Origin of the sequence: Peribacillus simplex NBRC 15720 = DSM 1321 (genome assembly GCF_002243645.1) — a bacterium.
Lineage (GTDB): Bacteria > Bacillota > Bacilli > Bacillales > DSM-1321 > Peribacillus > Peribacillus simplex.
The window spans coordinates 2,823,524-2,845,026 of record NZ_CP017704.1 but is presented as its reverse complement, the minus strand read 5'-3'; the positions used below and the strand labels follow the sequence as shown (position 1 = coordinate 2,845,026).

The window sequence follows — 21,503 nt, the reverse complement described above, 5'->3', positions numbered from 1 at the left end:
GAATCAATCATTAAAAAATTTATCCACGATTCTCTGTGTAGCTTTACCATCCTCTATTCCACAATACTTCTCTCTAAATAAACCATATCTCTCTTTGTATTGCATGTTTATTTCATCAATATTGGTAATAGTATCGATAATCTCCTCAGTTGTTTTTAAAAATGGACCTGGTGCTTCCTTTTCAAAATCCATATAGAATCCACGGATATTATCTCTGTAATCTTCCAAATCATAAGTGTAGTACAAAATCGGCCGAGCAGTATTAGCAAAATCGAACATCACTGAAGAATAATCCGTAATCAATATATCAGAAATCAGGTAAAGTTCCTGAATATCTGAATAATTGGATACATTTATCACGAAATCCTCAAATTCGCTCGGGATGCTGAGATTATTACTTATAACAACATGCATCCTTAACAACAGGATATATTCATCCCCTAGTTCTTCCTTCATTCTTTCCAAATCAAATTTCAGCTCGAAAATAAATTTATTGTTTTTCGAAGTTTGATTATCCCTGAATGTAGGAGCATATAAGATGACTTTTTTTCCTTTTGGTATCTTCAGTTTTTCCATCACTGACTTGGCAATTATTGAAGCATCTTCCCTGTAAAACAAATCATTTCTTGGATATCCCGTCTCTAATATTTCCCCTTCATATTTGAAAGCACTTCTGAAGGCCTCGGATGCGTATGGACTTGGTGATATTAAATAATCCCAAGTTCTCGTTGCACCATGCACTCGATTTAAGTACCCCTCGTCTCTTCCTTGAATATTGTCTATATCAAACAGCATTTTTTTCAAAGGGGTACCATGCCAAGTCTGAATATATGTCGTTTCCTTCCTTTTGCTTAAATAGGTAGGGAAGTTTTGATTGTTTATCCAATAACCTGCTTTGGCTAAATAATAATAGTATTCCGGACTTAAGCGTTTTACCAGCTTCGTATTCTTTCCTTTTATCGGTAAATTACCATTATACACCCAAACTTTTTTATATTTATTATCCCTTTTGACCAGTTCTTCATAAATATACTTGGGGCTATCGGCGACTTGCTTCCCTATCCCACTTTCAAAAAGAATAAGGTTCCGGTCAACCGGGATAAGCTTAGACATAATTTTATAAACTTTTTTCATGACAGGGAAATACTTATCACTTTTCCTAAATCGATTCAAAATGAGTTTTGATATCGGATGGTTATATAATTTAATTAGTGAATTTTGATCTTTTTCTGCATTTTGAATCACTTCGAATATCCTTGAATTAGAATGGACATCGCGATATTTAATAAAACGGTTGGCCTTATCCATATACTTTTTCTTCATGACAAAATCAGTGTTGGCATATTCGGCTAATACACCTAACAATTCATCCAATTCATCAACGATTTCACCCGGAAGATCGTTATCCAAATCCAAATGTGACGGTCTTTTCCCTATGAAACGATCTCTATCAAATTGATAGTAAATAACCGGTTTATGCAGGAAACTAAAGTCAAAAGCTACACTTGAATAGTCCGTAATCATAATCGCACTTTCCTTAATTAATCTTTGGACATCCACTTCACCCTGACTAATCACCCGAACTGGAGCATCCTTAAAGTAAGATGTGAATTTCTGCATATTAGGGTGAAGGCAAAAAATGATTTCAAACCCAGTGTTTTTAGATAACTCATGTAAAACCGGGTGATTCACTAATTTCTGATACCTTTCAAAATACTCGCTTTCCAAAAATATTTCATCGGATGTAATCCAATCTCTCCATGTTGGGATGATCAATAATTGCCGCTTTGTTAAAACATCATCCTTAAACAGTGAGTCGAACCTAGAAAGTCCTGTTGTGAATACTTCCTTTTCGTTGTATCCAAAATCAGTTACAATCATATCCTTTTCGAAGTCTGAACTTACTAGAAAAACATCCGTACTAAAACCGGAGACTGCATTTTTCCCGTAGTTTGCCACCATATTCTTAGTGCCCATAACACCATGTTGAAGAAATACCTTAACTCCCTTAACACGATTTTTAAATTCAGATGTTCTTAAAGGATATAAATAATCCGGATGATGTGATGATATAATACGTGTCGATTCCATTGTCTTTTTAATATGATCCTTTGACTTGAAATAAAGTATATTTCCAAAGGGCTCGACGTTTTTGGCTTCCACGGAACCTTCTTCTATTACATAATACACTTCTTTTTCAGGGTGGTTTTCCCTCATATATTTAAAAAAGTGATATCCAGTATCTTGGGCTTTATAAGTTCTTTCACCAATTAGCCAGACATCCTTTTTCTTTTTAAATAAAGCCAGAAATCGCCTCCACCCCATCATCCTTTTTAAATATCGATAACTTTCTGTGGAGAAGTTAAACACTTCCAAAGATAAATTGGATGCTTTAAACGTATAATATGGATTGACGATAGCAACTCCATTATTCGAGCTGACATCGGTCTTTTTAGTAAATAATTTAGTTCTGGTGGTTGGTCTTCCGACGCGTACCATTTTCGGCTCTTCCTGATCATGTAAATGTAATTTCATGTAAATGTCATAAATATCATCTTCCAAATCCGCACTGACTAATTGTTCTAAATCCAATTTCAAATCATATATATAACGATTCAGTCCATATTTCTTAATATTCATTTCCTTATTATGAATAAAAGATATATTCGCCTGATATTCTTTGTCACTTTGTCTTCCTTTTACTAGGCCCTCACCTTTTATGATCGTTGAATGCTTGGTGAAAATTTGACCATTAATTTGCATGGTTTTCGAATTGTTTTTGATTTTTTCAATTTGAGACTTAATCTGAACTTTAGGGTACTTATTGAAGTAAAGAGATAAATTCCCTTTATTCGTTATAGAGAATATACTTTGTTTATCTTCATAGTTGTAAATACTCAAATTGTTCATGTGCGTTTCCTGAAAACGCCCTAGACGAAGTGGGTATTCGATATTAACCCGTTCGTTCACTTCTACATATTCAGCTTTATGTTCGATACTAAGTATTGTTTTTTTGCTCAGCTTTTCAACCGGAACGGCAACCTTTATATAACAGTCATAAACAGTCGGTTCATCATCTTCTAATTTCCGTATTAAATCTTTCATATCTACATTAAACTCAAATTTAGATGAGCTCACTGATTCAGCTATTTTTATTTTTTGATCTTCGTTTTCCCTAGAATATAGCCATAGTTCTTTTGCGCAATAATGTTCTATTGAAAATTCCCCTTTTATCAATAGCATATTTTCCTCTTGCGCAATGGTCAGAACTTGTTTCAGCTTAATTTTAGGAGTTTTTTTTGCTTTCCCTTTTCCAAGAAGCTTTTTAATCATTTTAGACCACCTATAACAAATTATTTATTTAAATAAAAATGAATCATTCATTGTACTTTAAAATCATAAACTTTTTTCAGTTTTTCCTCAATATCATTAAACAGACAGGTGAACTGTCCATATATTACCTATAATTCCTCGAATGAACAAAAGAGACAATATTGGTTAGTTTAATGTCGGAAACGAACCATGCTAAAACTAAAAAACATTCTGTAAATATAGGACCTCCGAGGAAGTACTGCCGTAAAAATCATTTGCACGTCCTTCCATGTTGCCAGAATGGAAAGGGAATAGCAAAAACATGTCTTTTAATTGCAAAGAAGTCTTCTTGACATCAAAGTGAACGCTTTCAAAACAGGTATTATAGGCTCCAGATCATCAAACTGTTTTTACTTGCACTTCATTAATTGGGCTATTAAATGTTAAGCGTTAGATTGATGGCCTATACATGACCCATCCTCTGTCTTCATGCGATCCTGCCACTTCACCTTCACTATTAGAAAACAGGGATTTATGAAGCTCCTCTAGTTGTTCTCTCCTAAACGTGGTAAAATTGTGAATGGCTTATTCTGATTGCAGCAAGAATGAAATATTTCTTATAATATCGTTCATCAGCTTAATTATTGTATAAACCCTTACATTAACTATAGACATTTTATTATGCCCTACAGAGTAATACAAATTAGTCAACATTTAATTTTAACTTAAAAATTAATATTTACAATAATCATCAATGTAAAAAAATGTGGTTTATTTGTAAAAAAATTGTGGTTTATTTGTAAAGCTATTAAGTTATAATTAGTTAAGAGAAAGTCATTGCCTAAAAATATAAGAAAACAACAAGCAGAATTGAAATGCTAGTTGCCTGTTTGATTGTTCCATTTCATATTCTAATAGACCAAATATATATTAATTTTATTTAATTACAGTTTAAGAGTTTTAAAGGAGGAATAAAAATGAAGAAAGTAATCACTTACGGAACCTTTGATTTACTTCATTGGGGTCATATCAATCTATTAAAACGCGCTAAAGATTTAGGGGATTATCTGATCGTTGCTATTTCCACGGATGAATTCAATGCTTTAAAAGACAAAAAAGCTTATCATAGCTTTGAAAACAGAAAAATGATCCTTGAATCAATTCGCTATGTGGATGAAGTTATACCTGAAGACAAATGGGAACAAAAGAAGGAAGACATCGTTCGTGAGGGTGTAGATATCTTTGTAATGGGTGATGACTGGAAAGGCCAATTCGATGAATTATCCGAAGTTTGTGAAGTGGTCTACCTTCCAAGAACAATCGGCATTTCGACTTCCCAAATTAAAGATGACCTTTTACAAGTTACTAATGGCTAAAGAATTCGCGATAGGGATTTATCTTTTTTGTTTCAAAGTTTTATTCTCTATCTTTAAACTTTTCCCTTTATATGACAAAACGACCTTTGTCACATCATTCGGGGACAATTGCCAATATATCGCAGATGAAATGGACAAGCAGGACATTTCCGTTCAAAAAGTATTTTTAATGAAATCAAGCAGTTCTATACAAGTTAAGGACGATGGGAAAACCATCGTCCTTCCGTTTGAATCAAAGAATATCATGCCCATGATCCGATCGATTTATCATCTGGCTACATCAAAATGGATTATCATCGATAATTATTTTGGCTTTCTTTCTGCTATTGCATTCAAAAAGGAAGTGACATGTGTCCAAGTGTGGCATGCGGCCGGTGCAGTAAAGCAATTCGGGGCAAAAGACCCTTCCATTCAAAACCGTTCAGCCGGTGCAAGGAAAAGATTTTTAGATGTATATAATAAATTCGATTATGTTACGGCAGGTTCAGAGAGAATGGCCGAGATTTATCAAGAAAGTTTTCAACTACCGGCTTCCCATATCCTAAGGACCGGGATACCTCGGACCGATTTCTTTTTTAATGATGAATCAAAAAGAACTGCCCGTAATGCTTTGCTGGCCAAGTTTCCAGAACTTGAGCATAAGAAAATCATTTTATATGCCCCTACATTTCGTGATGACGGCTTGAACAACGGAGAGATTGCACTTGATTTGGAATTGCTCTACAAGGAACTTCAGGGCGAAAATTATGCGTTATTACTAAAACTGCATCCCGCTGTAAAAGCAGAGCATGATTTACAAGATAAATTCCCGGGGTTCATTTACCCTGTCAATAGTGAATTTCACGTTAATCAGCTGCTGATCAGTACAAATCTTTTAATAACCGATTATTCTTCGATTCCATTTGAATTCTCTTTTTTGGGAAGACCCATGATATTCTTTGCATATGACTTAGATAAGTATGTGCAGGAACGGGGATTCTGGGAGGATTACTCTTCTTCCATGCCCGGACCCGTGGTATCTACCACAGAAGAGCTCTTAAAGGAAATCCGTACCGCCGATCATTCATTAATGAAGATCGCTTCCTTTAACCAAAAATGGAATGAATACTCTAAGGGAAATTCAAGCAGGAATTTAGTTGATTTCCTTTTTAAATAAAACCACCCACTTCGTAAAACGAAGTGGGTTTTCATTTTTTTCAATAACCCCTCAATGAAAATGCACATCCCAAAAACAGGGACATTTTTACAGAGAATGACAAATGAAAACACTAAACTCCACAATGTGAAAAAAGGCTCACAATATAGAAAATATTGTAGATTATAATACTCAAACCCAACCAATATAAACCAGTAAAATACTACTATTTTCCCCTTGTAACAAAAATGTAATATGTTTTAATCCATTTATTTTGTTAGAATAGGGAAAAAGACATATTAGAGGTGGAAAACCGTGAAAAAAAGTGTTGTCGCATTTTCGACATTAGCCATTTTATCTTCGACTTTTGTTTCTCCTGCCCTTGCCGGTACATATACAGTCAAAAGCGGTGATAACTTAAGTAAAATCGCCCAGAAGCATAATACGACGGTAAAAGACTTAAAACAGCTTAATAACTTAAAATCAGACTTTTTGAGAATCAATCAAAAATTAACTACACCCAACTCCAAAACAACATCAAATGCTTCTTCAGTTTCCGTGAAAAAAACAAAGAAAACCACATATACCATTGTTTCAGGTGATACCTTAACCAGGATAGCAAACAAGCATAACCTTACACTTGCTGAATTGATGAAAATGAATAACTTAAAATCCGATAGAATTTATGCAGGCGCCAAACTTATCGTATCCAAATCAACCACCACCACTACCATTGATTTACCCGGCAGCTCCAAACCATCAAATGTTACACAGACCCCAGCCAATTCGTCTACATACATTGTGGTAAAAGGTGACTCTCTTTCCAAGATATCTAGAAAAACCAACTTGACTGTAGCCCAGCTTAAATCAACCAACTCGTTAACGTCCGATTTAATCAGAGTGGGTCAAAAACTAAAATTAAGTAAATCGGCAAGCACTGCCCCTGCAGATAAAAACGATGATGGAAAAGTGGAAGCCCCAAGTTCGGGGAACAAAGTGGCCAAGCTCGTTTCCGAAGCAAAGAAATTAATTGGTACACCTTATTCGTGGGCGGGTGCCTCCCCATCAGGTTTCGATTGCAGCGGATTTATTTACTATACGTTCAAGAAGGCTGGGTATGAAGTGCCGAGGCTTTCATCTTCCACATATTATGATATGGGTAAAAAAGTTACTTCACCAAAAAGCGGCGATCTTATCTTCTTTGCGACAGGTTCCAATAAAGCAGTGGTAAGCCATATGGGAATCTACTTGGGCGGCGGGGAATTTATTCATGCCTCATCAAGTAAGGGAGTAACAATCAGTACTACTTCAAACTCTTATTTCAAAAGTAAAATCATCGGTTATAGAAGTTTATAAGATTTACTTGCCAGACTTTCTCTTAAAGTCTGGCAATTTTATGTAAAAGAATCACAGTCTTTTATCTATAGTTATACAATTAAGGAAAAATTCTAATGATATACCAACGAAAGGATTCGGTTTTTGAGAATCCTTCGTTTTTTTGGATAAAAAAAGGAAAATATGCACTCTAACTACAAAAAGAAACTATTCTATTTTTGACAAAAAAAAGGTATAGTTAAAAATACCGACTAGGTACTTTTTCACACCTTCCATTTTGTGGGATGGTTAAGGGAGGAATATTAAATGAGATCCGAACATAAAAAAAAGAAAAAGAAACGCAAAGCGTTTAAAATAATCAGCTTCACCCTTCTTATCCTTTTCATTGGCGCAGGTGTTTATGGCGCTTCAGTTTATAAATCATTAGCCGGTGCGGTTAACACTATGCAGGGTACAGCCCATAAAACGGATAAGCGAGTAGAGGACATCAAGTTTAAAAGCAAAGATCCATTTTCATTACTAATTCTTGGTGTGGATGAAAGAGAAAATGACTCAGGTCGATCAGATACGATGATTGTCATGACGGTTAATCCTAAAAAAGAATCGATTGAGTTATTGAGTTTACCGAGAGATACGCGTACAGAGATCATCGGTAAAGGTATAAATGATAAAATGAACCATGCCTATGCATATGGCGGAGTTGCCATGTCGATAAATACAGTGGAAGCCTATTTGGATATTCCAATTGATTATTACGTCAAAATGAATATGGAAGGCTTTCAGGATATTGTGAACGCAGTTGGCGGTGTCACAGTCGATAATGATATGGACCTTGCCTATAAAGGATATACCTTTAACAAAGGCACGATCGACTTAGATGGTAAAGAGGCATTGATTTATTCCCGAATTCGTAAAGAAGATCCCCGCGGGGATTATGGACGGCAAATGCGGCAACGCCAGGTTATCCAAGCTGTCATGAAAAAAGGGTCAAGCCTATCAACACTTACCAATTATGACGATATATTCGAAGCTCTAGGTAAAAACGTGGAAACCAATTTAAGTTTCAATGAAATGTTGAGTATCCAAAATAACTACAAATCATCCCTCAAAAATATTGAACAATATACACTTGAAGGTGACAATCAACGGGTAAATGGCGTTTGGTACAACATCGTTCCAGAAAATACAAAGCTTGAAGCCCAAAATCGTGTGAAAGCACATCTGGGATTATAATGGATGGAGGATGGCTTTTATCAGTCATCCTCTTTTTTTTACCTTTTTCTCAATCCTTCATTTGTTTAAAGTAATCGGAACGTATCACTTGATCACTCAGATCAATCTCCTTTTGGTCTACTGGTGAAAATCCATCGACCTTGCCTTCCCCATTTATTTTCATTTGAGAACCATAATCCCCTTTTAATATCAAAGCATCGCCTTCTTCGCCATTTAGCATGCTCTCTCCAAAGTATGAAGAACTCTTAATATTGAACAAATCATATAGAGTTGGTAGAATATCGATTTGGCCTGCTACCTTATCAATCGTTCTTCCTTCCATATCCTCCTGATAAATGATCACGGGAATGGGCATATATTTTTCAATCCACTCTTCATCGCTAATTTTACTGCCGTAATACGCTTCAACCTCGTGTTTATCTTTTAAAAATAGCCCATCATGATCTCCGTAAATGACAATCACGCTGTCTTTCAATTTCCCGTCATCCTTCAACTTCTTTACAAAATCCCCGATGGCTGAATCTGTATAATGAATTGCTTCAAAATATTTAGTCAGGTAACTGTTCTCTTTTCCAACTTCAGGCTTCAATGTTATCTGTTCCGTCGGTAATGAAAAAGGTACATGGCTGGTCAAAGTAACGAAAAAAGCGTAATAGGGATTTGGTTTATCTTTTAAGAAATCATAGCTTTGATTGAAGAAACTGCGGTCTCCCAAGCCCATCGAAATCATCTCATCCTGCTGCATATCCTCTATGGAAAGATAATCATCAAACCCTAGCGAGGGATATGCATGCTGCCTATTCCAAAAGTCTTCTTCATCTCCGTGGAAAGCAAAGCTTTGATAATCCGACTTCTTTAATTCCTTAGCAAGACCCGGAAAATCATTATAAGGGAATCGAAAAAAGGTCGCGCCCTGCTTTAAAGGAAATAGTCCAGTATTCACAATAAGCTCTCCGTCAGATGAATTTCCAAATACCGTCTGTGGATATACACGGGGGAAGTACAACCCCCCTTTCGCCAGTTCATTCATGAATGGCGTGACCTCCTGCCCGGCACTGCTTTGAAATAGCGGAAACGCCTGTAAAGATTCTACCTGGATGATAATGAGATTCTTCCCCTCCAACGAGCCTGAATGGGCATTTTCCTTTCTTTTCTTTTTATTGAAGTAATCAGAAACGTCCTTCTTTTCTTCCGAAGACATTCCATGCCTTCCCGAGTCAGAAAAATAGGCATACGTATCCAATGCGTGATGACCGATTGGGCCCCAGTTTCGCAAGAAGGTATTCGCCTCATAACGCCGAGTTATATCTACTTTGTCGATAAAGATATTCTTGACCGGCTTTAATCCTGCTATCAACAGGAATATTACGGCAGGCACAAGTGCCATATGCTTGAGGGGGTATTTTTTCTTCACAAATGACTCAGCAATTGGAATTCCTATCAGCAGAAAGATTGCATCCTTCATTTCCATCATACTGAATATACTTTCACCAAGCCCATTCAGATTGCTTTTTTGCATCCACATATAGGAGGTTATAGGTGTCGAATAATAGCGATAAAACCAGATGTCCCCAAGGAAAAAGACCATGATCGAAAGAAGGAAAACTGAAAAAATGATGCCCTTTACGATCCGATTCGGTATTATTTCCTTCAGATAAACAATAAAACCGGCAACACCGATGATTATCGTAATTATCCCAATAGAAAGATCATTACCCATCCTATCATTCGTATAAATGAAAAGTATGGCCACGATTGAAAATGACAATATCTCAAATAGCCTCTCCTTCAATCGTTGATTCAGGTTATTCTTCATGCTCCTGCCACTTTCCTCTTCATTATTTCCAAGCCTTGGTTAAGCCTGATTGCGGAAGATTACTTATAAATATTACTTAGCGTTGCCATTTATGAGAAATTGCACACAGAAAACAGTATAAATATTTGGCACTAATGACTTCCATAATTATCAAATAGCCTTCATCACTAAAAGGATGAAGGCTTTGCTTTGGCACTCTGGCATAGAAACTACCAGATGCCGACAGATCATGCGGTTGTTTTTCTACTTTCTCTTCCATTCAAAAGCAATCTTCCAACCTTGGTCAGGAATCGATTCCGCCAATATATCACCTTCCTCGAATAAGAAACGCCATGGCATGCTTGAAAGTGCCGGAATCTCACCAAGCTCTTTAAGATCGAATGCCTTTTTCGCGAGAAATTTTCCATCTCCATCCACTAACAGTAAATCCACGATATCAAACATGACAGCTTTCTCTAATGAATTTCGTAGAAAAGCCACTATGATTACATCGTCTTCCACCCTAGTCAGCTTGATGCCGGATATGGAAATTTGGTTCGGTTTTAATGCAGGCAGCCTTTGATGATGGAATTTATATACATATTCCTCTTGCTTGGAAGTTTCCCACTCCTTGTGAAACATCAGGGCAGTATGAACGGTGTCATCCTGATCTAGTAACTCATGTACATCTGAAGCTGCATTATCCCTTTTTCCATATAAACTCATCGTTCCTCACCCTCCAAAGCAGCTGCATCTTCCTGATTGCTTTTCATATATTCCATAAAACGGATGCTTATCTCTGACTCAATTTTACTTAATAGAAGGTTGAATTGATTGAGAGCGATCCTTTCAAACACCGTATATGGGTCCTGCTGACCATATCCGCTTAAACCAATGCCTTCCTTCACACTGTTCATTTCATCTAAATGGTTCATCCAACTTGTATCAATGTGCTGCAGCATGAAAGCGCGCAACTGGTTTCCCCATTCCACATCGTCTTGAAAGATCACCAGTCTCGATTCCAATTCACCTAAAGCGTCCAACGCATTTCCTTCAACTATATGACCTTCTAAATCCTGCAAATCACTTGCCTGCCAACCCAACGTCATGAAAACAAGGGAAAGCTCTTCAATAAAGGCAGAGGGATCAGGTTCCACTATATGTTCAGGGAAATATTTCGCTGTGAGCCGAGTAATGTATTTTTCGATATATTCAAGTAAAATGGTCGACATCCGTCCAGGCTCCATATCAAGAATCCTATCTCTCATTGCATAGATGATTTTACTCTGCTCATTTAATGCATGTTCTAACTTTAATAAATGGTAACGGCTTGATTGATGCATCTGCTCAACCGTTTCCTGAACCCTTTTAACGAATTTATCAGGAGCAGGGCCCAGCACCAATCCATTTTCATCCGTTTTGATTTTCTTGATATAACGTTCGATTTCTTCTTCATCATAGTAATCAAACAAATCATCTTCCAAAGAAATGATGAATTGTGTTGAACCAGGATCGCCCTGCCGGCCGGAACGTCCTCTTAGCTGCATATCGATTCGATGGCTCTCGTGTCGCTCCGTACCGATAATATGAAGGCCGCCCAATTCCTTGACATCATTACCAAGTATTATATCCGTTCCTCTCCCAGCCATGTTCGTAGCCAGCATCACTTGACTTTTTTGCCCGGCATTCGCGATGATTTCCGCTTCATCCTCTTCCGTCTTTGCATTAAGGATTTGATGTTTAATTTTCCCCTTCTCTAGTTGAACCGAAATTTTTTCAGATTGTTCAATGGAGGTCGTTCCGATCAGAATAGGTCTACCTCCATCATGAATCCGTTTTACTTCCGTGACGATTTTGCTGATTTTGCTGGTTTCATCTTTATAAATTAAATCAACCTCATCAACTCGAATAATAGGCTTATTAGTTGGAATTTCAATGACAGGGAGCTGATATATTTCCTGGAATTCAGCCTTTGATGGCATGGCACTGCCTGTCATCCCAGACATTGAATGATATAATCGAAAATAATTTTGGATGGTAATCATAGCCTGTGTTTCATTCTCTTCCGAAATCTCCAAGCCCTCTTTTTCCTCAATCGCTTGATGAAGCCCATCACTGAAGCTTCGCCCTTCCATCACCCTGCCTGTGAATTTATCGATGATTGCAATCTTTCCATCGATGAGAATGTAGTCCACATCCAATTTCATGATTGCATGGGCTTTTAACGCCTGTGTAACATTATGTAATAACACTTGATGTTCCATTCCATACAGATTGTCGATACCAAAGGCCCCTTCAATCTTGGACGCCCCTTGATCCGTGAAAAAGGCAGACTTTGACTCGACGAAAATCTCGTAATCATCATTTTCTATAAATGACTTCATGATTTGTGCCGTGATCTGGTGAAGCTCGGTACCGTCGCTTGCCCTGCCAGCAATGATTAATGGTGTCCTCGCTTCATCAATCAAGATGCTGTCAATCTCATCGACAATGGCAAATTGGTGTCCTCTTTGAACCTTTTCTTCTCTTCGGTAAGCCATATTATCACGCAAATAATCAAAACCGAACTCTGTTGCCGTCCCATACGTGATATCTGCAGCATAAGCTTCACGTTTTGCGGAAGGCCCCATTGGGGAAATGTTCAAACCAACCGTCAATCCTAGAAATTCATGAACTTGTCCCATTAACTCTTTATCACGTCTGGCCAAATATTCATTGGCCGTTATAATATGGACACCATTCCCGTACAGTGCATGTAAATAGCTAGGCAAAGTAGAGACAAGCGTCTTCCCCTCGCCCGTATTCATTTGTGCAATGCCCCCTTCACTCAGGACAAAACCGCCTGCAAGCTGAACATCATGGTGCCTAAGATTCAACACTCGTTTAGAAGCCTCGCGCACGACCGCAAAAGCTTCGGCTTGTATATCCAATATATCATCGCCTGCATCCAATAAGCTTTTAAATCTATCCTTCATCCCGCATAATTCTTGATCTGAATATCTTTCATATTTACCCTCTAGCCGATTCACATCTTCTACCAACTTATAAATTCTCTTTAAGTCTTTTGAGCTTTCATTGAAGAACTTTTTCATACTGGATAGCATAGGGTTTTCTCTCCTATTATTTCAATTGAACTTTAATGAAATTATATCAGTTATATATTTACTGTTTATAAATTATCGCCTGCACATTGTAATTATATAGAAATTCTTTCTTTTTTTGAAAGATTAAATTACGCAAAAGGCGACTGGATGCCCGTCCATAAAAGGCTAAAAAGATTAGCCCCATCCTGAATATCAGGAAGGGGTTTTTTTATAAATTTAAACAAATAATAGGAAGACTTTCACCCAAGGGAGGATTACAGATGAATAAGACATCCAGAAAATTCATTCATAAACTTGCACAACAGCCTCATCAATTAGGATTATTCGTTCTTATCTGCCTTATTTGCATGAGCTCCCCTATTCAAGCAGAGACAAAAACCACCCCCAAGAATGTCATATTGCTGATTGGCGACGGCATGGGATTAGGGGCAATAGAAATTGCCCGGCAATTGGAATATGGAAAGACAGGTGTTTTACATTTAGAAAAACTGGAACACGTTGCCCTGATGCGCACGTATTCCGCCAATAATTTCGTCACCGACTCTGCAGCAGGAGGGTCCGCGATTGCCACTGGTATAAAAACCAACAATGAATCGATCGGTGTCGATGCCAATGGTTCCGAGGTTGATAGTGTATTGGATGCATTTCAAACCAATGGAAAAAAAGTCGGGATCATCTCAACAAATATGGTAGTTGATGCCACACCAGCTGCTTTTGGTGCAAGTGTCCCTAACCGCTGGACAGGTGGCGCAAATATCGCGAGACAGCTCTTTGATAACCGGATCGACATCATTCTCGGCGGAGGTGCCAGCTATTTCGAGGCAAAAAAGCAGAATGGCGAGGATTTAATCGCTAAATTTAAACAAGCTGGCTATGGAATTACTACCACTAAAGAAGGACTTAGTTCCATTAATAATTCGGAAAAACTTTTAGGATTATTTCACCCTACCTATATGAATTTTAAACTGGATAAAGAAGTATTACATTCTCAAGAACCATCCCTGCCCGAAATGACAGCCAAAGCAATGGATATTTTGTCCCGTGGTGATAAAGGATTCTTCTTGATGGCCGAAGGTGCTCGTATTGACCATATGGAGCATGCAGCCGATATCACTGGAATATGGAAAGAAACGATCGAATTTGACCAAACCGTGAAAGAGGTTGTAAATTGGGCAAAGAATCGAAATGATACGTTGATTGTTGTACTTGCAGACCACGAAACGATGGGGACCTCCGCTTCTGAAACAATGGATATCACTGCACTGAAAAAAATCAAGGTTTCATCTGAATATATGTCCAAACAGCTTACATTCGATAAAAATAATGAAATCAATCCGGAAAGTGTCGTTTCAACATTCAAGAAGTATGCACATATATCCCTTACGGATCAGGAAGTCGATCAATTCATCGATAACGTAAGAAAAAATAGAACGCTTGTCTATCCACAGCATCAAATTGATTGGGAAATCGGAAGCACCATCGCCAGGCATCATAAAGCGGGTGTAGCTGATCGAAGCATACGGGCGGCCAGTTCCACAGGAGGGCACACAGCCAATATGATTCCCGTTTTCGCTTCGGGTCCAGGTAGTGAAGCCTTTGATGGAGTCATTGAAAATACGGATATTTCGAAAATCATCACAAAAGCCGCCGGTGTTCCGTTCACACCCGGTCAGCATAAATCAAAAGAGGAATGAATTCATTCACTCCTCTTTTATATTCTATTAACTGGATTTTTTCGGTATTCATTTCTATTGTGGCCCGTTAACTCAAGTTTCGGGGAATTCCCCCGAAGTTTTGGGTCATTTACTCACGAAATTGTGCGATATCCCTGAGTTTAGTGAATTTACTCGTGAATTCACGCCGTTTACTCGGGAGTTTGATGAAGAACCTTAATACCATTTATACAAGAACAAAAAAGACGCCATAATTGACGTCCTACTCATTCATTTTTTTACATGGTTTTTTAAAACATACCCAATCTGGCTTCCCTTTTTCACTTTATACCATTCATCTTGTTGAGCCAGGATCGTTACGGCTTGGTCCCTGTATAGATTCCCGACCGTTTCAGAAGATGCATTTCTATTTTCTTTAATATATAGTTCGCTTGCTGTCACTACTCCTGTCGTCTTCTTAATGGAGATTTTCGTTGAAATGGTTTTCTGATTGTCACTCTCATCCTTGGCGGAGATTGTCACCGTAAACATCCCGTTGGACATATTTTTAAAATCCCAGGTTGCGGATTGCCTGCCTTTATTGAGCTGCCTTTCAGAAAGGATGCCAACAACCTTACCTTTACTGTTCTTAATTTCCACTGTTACATTAGCGTTTTCATTAATTGTATACGTTATGTTCGCTTTCTCGGTACTATAATCACCCGATGTATTGACATCGGTGATTTCCGGTACCGACGTATCTCTACTGATCTTAATCGTCGTTGTTGCCAAACCTTCCTTCCCGCTTTGGTCCATTGCTGATATTTCTGCTTTATATGTACCGTTACTTACCGCTTTTGTGTTCCAGATTGCTGAATGGGTACCCTTTTTCATTGTTTGGTCACGGACTGGGGTAGCTAAGGCTTTCCCCTTACTATCTTTAATCGTGAGTATTACCACAGCATCTTCTTTTAGGGAATATGTGATTCCTACCTCATCATTTAAATGATCCGTCTTCGCTTTCAAGTTTACTGAATTCGGTTCCGCCTTTACGACAAGATCCGTTTTAGATCCAGCACCTGGTCCATATTCCTTTTCTATAGTTGTGTCAGGATAATAAAACCCCAAAATATCTTGATATGATTGTCCTGCTTCAGCTCTGTTTTTCGCCCCAAACTGACTTAGCCCGACTCCATGCCCATATCCTGACCCTTCAATAGAAATTTTGGAAGGACTGGAGGATGAATGGTCAACCAGATAGCTTTTCATCACCTCTTGCCCCACCATGCCCCTGATTTTGGAAGCCGCTACATTAGTAAGCTTAACCGTTTGCTGCAAAAGTTTCCCCTTGTCATCAACGAGATCCCTTACATAGAAATTCAGTTGGATGGAGCCTTTCGTAACACGGCCCCCCGTTTTTTCATCGGTAAATGTTAATAAGGGAATCTCCGTTATTTTAATATCTTTCTTCGCATATCCATTATTCTTCAGCCAAACTTTCAGCTTCGGCACAACCGTTTTATCTTTTTCCTCTACACTTGTCCACCATTCTTCCGGTTTAGATAAATCTATTTTTGACAGGTCGATTTGCTGCTTATCCAGCGTTATCTCCCAATTGGTTTTCGGATCATAGAAATCTTCTTTTATAGATAAATATGCAAGAGGGTTGCCTCTTGACCAAACATTTGAATTCGATTCGGTCATTCCTCCATTGCTTGAGGAAAAGAACGCTTCGATTATTTCTCCATCATGTTTAATTACCATGCCCTTTGTCTGTTCGATGGCCGAATTAGTTCGATAGTGACCGGCAGCCCCGCCATATACTTGGTAAGAAACCGTATCATCAATTATTGTGGATTGATGGCGAAGTGCATAAGTCCGGGCGGCAATCGCCTGTGCTTTTAAGGCTTCGGCATGCCATAGTGCGGGCATCTCCAGCGGGACAACGCCCTTTAGATAATCTTCCATGTAAACATGATTGATTGGCCTGATGTAACCGTCCTCCGCTGTAAAGGAAAATGAGCCTTGATAGGGACGGCCGTTTATGGACAATGAAGCATCAGGTTTAACTGGCATTACCTTGAAGGAAGCATAAGATCCCGTTTTCTTAGAACCTTTGTAAACGGCAAGTTTAGCCGACTCCACTTTCAAAGTCAGATTTTCACCCGCCTTGATGAATATCTCTCCCCCTGAAGTACGGTAGTCCCCGGTTGCATTTATTTTGACGCTGGTTCTATTCCCCAAATAATTCTTCAGTTTCACTTCCATCGTTGTATTCTCTTCCGCTGCCGTTGCTTCATGAGAAGGAAATGCAAAAAAAATGATAAAGAAAGCAATAAACCAATACTTTAAACTCCTCATTCCTTTTCATCCTCATTCCTATTCCATTTAACTTTTAAAGGACCACATTGAGATCGCGGGCTTACTTGTAGGTTACTGAACTCTCTTTTTACATTCTGTATGTACGGCTCATTATCCTTCAAATCCAGCTTTATTGTCGTAACAAATTGGAATTCACAACGTGTGAAAAGATAAAAGCAGGACATGGAAGAAACCATGTCCTGCTTTTTAATGGTAAATACTTGCTGCATTTTTACCCATTTCTGATGGGTGACTTTTTTCTTTACTTCAAATACTTCTTCAACACCGGTTTCATATGATCGACAGCGACATGGCTGCCGCCTCGTCCTTTTACATCTTCAATCATCCATGCCATGAGAAGTTCCGGGTCTTCTGTGTCCATGGCAACGAACCAGCCATTTTCTGTTCCGTCTGCATTTTTGGATGCCTTGATTTCAGCAGTTCCCGTTTTGGCAGCGATTTTGATGCCAAGGTCGTTTATTCCATGTCCGCTTCCCTTAGGATGTTCCACTACTTGTGTCAGCATCTTGGTGACCTGATTTGCTTGGTCTGCTGATATCGCATTTTCTTTCCATATTTTCTTTTCTATTTTATCTCCTGTTATTAACGAAGGTGCCAGGATGTTTCCTTCATTCAAGAAGGCTGAATAGGTCATGGCGAGATGGAGCGTGCTCATTTGGACTTGTGCTTGACCATATCCAGCGTCTGCCAAGCGTCCCTCACTGTCGATCTTACCGATGCTCGATGCTTTGATTGGATAATCGTAATTCAAAGACTCATCAAATCCGAATGCCTTGAGTCCATTTGTGAATTTTTCCTTTCCAAGCCCCAAAGCTTTTTGGGCAAAGTAAATATTGTCTGAATAAATTAGTGCCTTTTCCATATCTATTGGAACACCGGGGTCCGAAACCCTTGTAATGGAATGATCTTTCCATGTCGATTTGGCCCAAGTTTTCCCTTGGATATTGATTGACTCTTTCGGATCCACACCATTTTCCAAAGCGATTGCCGCGGTGATGGCCTTAATGGTTGAACCAGGTGCAAACGTCGAACTGAAGCGGTTCAGAAGTGGTTTTTTCGGGTCTTCTTCAAGTGCTTTTTGTTCCGCTTCTGTTATCCCGAAAATATATTTATTAGGATCGAACGACGGACTTGAAACAAGCGCAAGCGTTTCTCCTGTCTTCGGATCAAGTGCCGCTGCCGATCCAACTTCGTTCTTATATTGCTTGAAGATATCCTTTTGAAGCTCGGCGTCGATGGTCAATGTAATTGTTTCTCCCTCTTCAGCAGGCTTTTCAGCAATCACTTTTTCTTCGCCATCTTCGGTTTTAATAAAAATTTTACCGCCAGGTTCACCTTTAAGCCTCTCTTCCAACACTTCCTCAAGACCTCGCTTGCCAATAACGTCACTTGCGGTATAACCTTTTCCTTTCAATTTCTCCAGATCTTCGGCCGATGCCTCACCGACATATCCAATTAGATGGGCAGTCGCCTCTTTATATGGATATATACGTTCTTCCGTATTATTGACAGATACCCCAGCAATGCTCAATAGCTTTTCCAAGGTTGCGTTATTGTCATTTGACATTTTCTTGATGGGCACGAAATAACTTGGCTTTACCCATGACTGTTTTAATTTCTGATTCACTTCGTCGGTGGACATATTGAGGATTCCAGCGACCTTTTTAACCGTTTCGGATTCGTTGGCCATTTTCTCTGGCACGATTCCCACTTCTGCTACCGTTCCATTCATGGCAAGGCCGCGTTCATTTCGATCGACGATTTCCCCGCGAATGGCTGGATACGATTCAACCGATACCTTCTCGCCAGCTTCCAATTGAGGGAATATGTAACTTTCATCCCACTTGATGTACCAATTTTCTTCCTCGCCTTCCCCTTCCTTGACAAGTGTCGCTTTATGGTCAGAGCTGACAGCACCCGCCATAGTGGACATATCAACGGTATATGAAAGGCTTACCTTTTCTCCATCTTTATGATCTTTTTCTTCTTTTGGCTGTTTATAGTTCACCTTTAATTGGTCGGCTTCTATGCCCGTATAGATTTTTTCATAACGCTGCGCAAATTCATCCGCACTGATTTTCTTCTTTGTCTCAGGTGACAGATACTCGTACATCTTCGCAAAATCCTGTTTATTCCAAAGCTTCGTGTATGCCGCAAAGCGATCTTCGGGTCTTGGCTCATCCGAGCATCCGGCCAGAAACAATACGCTCATCAACAATAAGCTGGAAACTAAAGCTAGTTTCTTCATAATTTCCTCCTAATGAATAGTTAGAATGATATACCTATAGTTTAGCAAAATATTAGGGGAATGGGGGATTTTACATACCAAATTTCTTCATTTTTCTAATTAAACATGTTTTTTCTAAAACAAAAGTCCTGTACATTGTGTACAGGACTATAGACTGAAGACAAATTGGCAGAAGAGCCAGTTGATTCCAGAAATCCGCTCCCTTTCCCCCGACTGTATGCCAAGCCGCATCAAAGCAAGCATCTATCGGGGGTCTCGGCTAGCCAGTTATTCGGCAGGAGTGTCGCAAATTTCTTCAACCTAAAGAGGGCTTTATCCAAAAAAAACAAGGATAACCAAGTTTCTTTTAAAATCATGGTTTGGGTAAGGTCATTCCTAAAACCCCCTTGTCAACAAACTAAAGCATTCTTTTTTTTCGGCTTTTCTTCTCTTGCAGCCATTTTTTCAAGAAGAAAAAGCCCAAGATGCCAGAAATGACTAGACCGCTTGTCGTAACAATGACTGCTACCCATTCGTATAAGGTGTAATTCATATAAGCTTTCCAAGGTAATTTCCCTTTCCAATCTTCAATATATAGGTTCATTCCGAATATCCCGGAGACAACCGTATAAATCGTTAGTATTTGCAAGAGATAATTACTGCTTTTACCAGACAGTTTATCCTGATTTTGATAAAGGTAGGAAAGTGTTTCCTTCACTTCATTATAGAGTGGGGTAATCCTGAAGGTTTCATCCGTTTTTTTGAATAGCTCCTTACCGATAGCCGTACTATTGACTTCAGTGAATAAGTACTTTGCAGTAAACTCAGTGATCATGAAAATCAGCTGTTCCGTACCCGATTGATCTTTTTCCACATCTATCTGGGAATGCTCATGAGCCAATTTGAGCAGTACGATCTTATAATAGAAGAAAAGCAACACTGTATAAAAATGCTGGCCATACATTTCGCTTGCCAGTTCCTCTTCCAGTTTACCTGTCGCTTTCGTGACACACGCGAAATGATACATGCTTGTTACATAATAGGTTTCCTTGCCCCACCTGTCATATACCCTTTCTTGATAATACTTTTCTATATAATCAGGGTTTAATGCGCCTATATATGGCTCACCATCATTGTCATACCCGTTCAGCTCACTGATCCGGAATAAGTCATTTTTAGAAATATCACGATTCTCAGGGAATGCAATATAACTGATCACATACATTCTTTCATCGATGAAGAAAGGCAAACTGCCAAAATATGTCGGATCTGTTTGTTCTTCATCCATATATTCCTCAATTGGCGGCAATAGTTCATTGAAGATGAAATCCTTCACCTGTTCATACTGATTTTCACGACAGCCGACTTTCGTTTTTTCCTCATCATCAGCAATCGGTTCGAGGATTCGGAATGTATCACCAAAATAGAGCACATCATCATGTGAAAGCCCTTCAGGTAAAGTAACACGAAGATTCATCATCCCAATATGAAATGGGCATATGAAGATATCTATAGAGTTAATAATAAATGGGGTATTTAGATAGGGTGATTCGAAGGTACAATCAATTTCCAGTTTTTTCGTGAAACGCCGCAAGCCTTCTTTCTGTTTTGCATTACCCGGAAATAAAATCGGCTCGATATAAGGCATGAAATACTTTTCCAATTTACGGTGCGAAACTTTATGGCCACCGTAAAATTGATTTTGTTGTTCCATATCTTTCAAGTTCAAAAAAATGAAATTGTCCTCAATCAACTTTTTCGCAAACTTTTCAATCATATTTCCTTCAAGCGTAAACGGAAAAATGTACTGCTGGAAAGTTCGCTTCGTGGGATCATTCTTTACTTTCACATCCATAAAATATATTCCTCCGATTAAACTGCTAAAAACAGGTTTATATCATCTTGTTTCTTATATTTACCCATGTATATACAAACAAAACGAAACATAATAT

General features: G+C 38.6%; 12 protein-coding genes. 5 read left to right on the top strand and 7 right to left on the bottom strand.

Going from position 1 to position 21,503, the window contains the following annotated elements:
• Positions 1–3: 3 nt before the first annotated feature.
• Positions 4–3,333, bottom strand: coding sequence for a CDP-glycerol glycerophosphotransferase family protein (locus BS1321_RS13570; RefSeq protein WP_063235692.1), 3,330 nt, complete (start codon positions 3,331–3,333; stop codon positions 4–6).
• 956 nt (positions 3,334–4,289) lie between these two features.
• On the opposite strand from BS1321_RS13570, the gene tagD reads away from it, so the two are divergent.
• The 4 genes from tagD to BS1321_RS13550 all read left to right on the top strand — a co-directional run bounded on the left by tagD (position 4,290) and on the right by BS1321_RS13550 (position 8,391).
• Positions 4,290–4,688, top strand: a complete 399-nt coding sequence (gene tagD / locus BS1321_RS13565) for a glycerol-3-phosphate cytidylyltransferase (RefSeq protein WP_063235691.1) — start codon at positions 4,290–4,292, stop codon at positions 4,686–4,688.
• On the top strand, positions 4,681–5,844 hold the full coding sequence (locus tag BS1321_RS13560; RefSeq protein ID WP_063235690.1) for a CDP-glycerol glycerophosphotransferase family protein: 1,164 nt from the start codon (positions 4,681–4,683) through the stop codon (positions 5,842–5,844). The genes tagD and BS1321_RS13560 overlap by 8 nt, the downstream gene beginning before the upstream one ends.
• 294 nt (positions 5,845–6,138) lie before the next feature.
• Positions 6,139–7,179, top strand: a complete 1,041-nt coding sequence (locus BS1321_RS13555) for a C40 family peptidase (RefSeq protein WP_063235689.1) — start codon at positions 6,139–6,141, stop codon at positions 7,177–7,179.
• Positions 7,180–7,464: 285 nt separating this feature from the next.
• Positions 7,465–8,391 (top strand): LCP family glycopolymer transferase, encoded by a 927-nt coding sequence (locus tag BS1321_RS13550; protein WP_063235688.1) that lies wholly within the window; start codon positions 7,465–7,467, stop codon positions 8,389–8,391.
• A 49-nt stretch (positions 8,392–8,440) separates the two neighbouring features.
• On the opposite strand, the gene BS1321_RS13545 is transcribed toward BS1321_RS13550, so the two are convergent.
• From BS1321_RS13545 to secA, 3 genes are all read right to left on the bottom strand, one after another.
• The gene (locus BS1321_RS13545) at positions 8,441–10,207 is read right to left on the bottom strand and encodes an LTA synthase family protein (protein WP_063235687.1); all 1,767 of its coding nucleotides are present in this window, start codon (positions 10,205–10,207) and stop codon (positions 8,441–8,443) included.
• A gap of 243 nt (positions 10,208–10,450) precedes the next feature.
• Positions 10,451–10,912, bottom strand: coding sequence for an SLAP domain-containing protein (locus BS1321_RS13535; protein ID WP_063235685.1), 462 nt, complete (start codon positions 10,910–10,912; stop codon positions 10,451–10,453).
• Positions 10,909–13,290, bottom strand: coding sequence for a preprotein translocase subunit SecA (gene secA / locus BS1321_RS13530; protein ID WP_063235684.1), 2,382 nt, complete (start codon positions 13,288–13,290; stop codon positions 10,909–10,911). Before secA ends, BS1321_RS13535 begins: the two co-directional genes overlap by 4 nt.
• Before the next feature lie 260 nt (positions 13,291–13,550).
• Between secA and BS1321_RS13525 the strand changes: the two genes are divergently transcribed.
• Entirely contained in the window at positions 13,551–14,984 is a 1,434-nt protein-coding gene (locus BS1321_RS13525; RefSeq protein ID WP_169803989.1) for an alkaline phosphatase, read from the top strand.
• Positions 14,985–15,233: 249 nt separating this feature from the next.
• On the opposite strand, the gene BS1321_RS13520 is transcribed toward BS1321_RS13525, so the two are convergent.
• The 3 genes from BS1321_RS13520 to BS1321_RS13505 all read right to left on the bottom strand — a co-directional run bounded on the left by BS1321_RS13520 (position 15,234) and on the right by BS1321_RS13505 (position 21,406).
• Entirely contained in the window at positions 15,234–17,303 is a 2,070-nt protein-coding gene (locus BS1321_RS13520) for a SpoIID/LytB domain-containing protein (protein WP_063235683.1), read from the bottom strand.
• Positions 17,304–17,565: 262 nt separating this feature from the next.
• Complete coding sequence (locus BS1321_RS13510) at positions 17,566–19,572, bottom strand: penicillin-binding transpeptidase domain-containing protein (RefSeq protein WP_063235681.1); 2,007 nt, start codon at positions 19,570–19,572, stop codon at positions 17,566–17,568.
• Between the two features lie 397 nt (positions 19,573–19,969).
• Positions 19,970–21,406: a hypothetical protein gene (locus BS1321_RS13505; protein ID WP_063235680.1), complete on the bottom strand. Its 1,437-nt coding sequence runs from the start codon at positions 21,404–21,406 to the stop codon at positions 19,970–19,972.
• Positions 21,407–21,503: the final 97 nt, after the last annotated feature.

What these genes read in the sequence shown, in the direction of transcription:
- BS1321_RS13535 (WP_063235685.1), bottom strand. Translation starts at nt 10,912, where the DNA reads ATGAGTTTATATGGAAAAAGGGATAATGCAGCTTCAGATGTACATGAG.
- BS1321_RS13545 (WP_063235687.1), bottom strand. Translation starts at nt 10,207, where the DNA reads ATGAAGAATAACCTGAATCAACGATTGAAGGAGAGGCTATTTGAGATA.
- BS1321_RS13520 (WP_063235683.1), bottom strand. Translation starts at nt 17,303, where the DNA reads ATGAGGAGTTTAAAGTATTGGTTTATTGCTTTCTTTATCATTTTTTTT.
- BS1321_RS13550 (WP_063235688.1), top strand. Translation starts at nt 7,465, where the DNA reads ATGAGATCCGAACATAAAAAAAAGAAAAAGAAACGCAAAGCGTTTAAA.
- BS1321_RS13570 (WP_063235692.1), bottom strand. Translation starts at nt 3,333, where the DNA reads ATGATTAAAAAGCTTCTTGGAAAAGGGAAAGCAAAAAAAACTCCTAAA.
- BS1321_RS13560 (WP_063235690.1), top strand. Translation starts at nt 4,681, where the DNA reads ATGGCTAAAGAATTCGCGATAGGGATTTATCTTTTTTGTTTCAAAGTT.
- BS1321_RS13505 (WP_063235680.1), bottom strand. Translation starts at nt 21,406, where the DNA reads ATGGATGTGAAAGTAAAGAATGATCCCACGAAGCGAACTTTCCAGCAG.
- tagD (WP_063235691.1), top strand. Translation starts at nt 4,290, where the DNA reads ATGAAGAAAGTAATCACTTACGGAACCTTTGATTTACTTCATTGGGGT.
- secA (WP_063235684.1), bottom strand. Translation starts at nt 13,290, where the DNA reads ATGCTATCCAGTATGAAAAAGTTCTTCAATGAAAGCTCAAAAGACTTA.
- BS1321_RS13510 (WP_063235681.1), bottom strand. Translation starts at nt 19,572, where the DNA reads ATGAAGAAACTAGCTTTAGTTTCCAGCTTATTGTTGATGAGCGTATTG.
- BS1321_RS13525 (WP_169803989.1), top strand. Translation starts at nt 13,551, where the DNA reads ATGAATAAGACATCCAGAAAATTCATTCATAAACTTGCACAACAGCCT.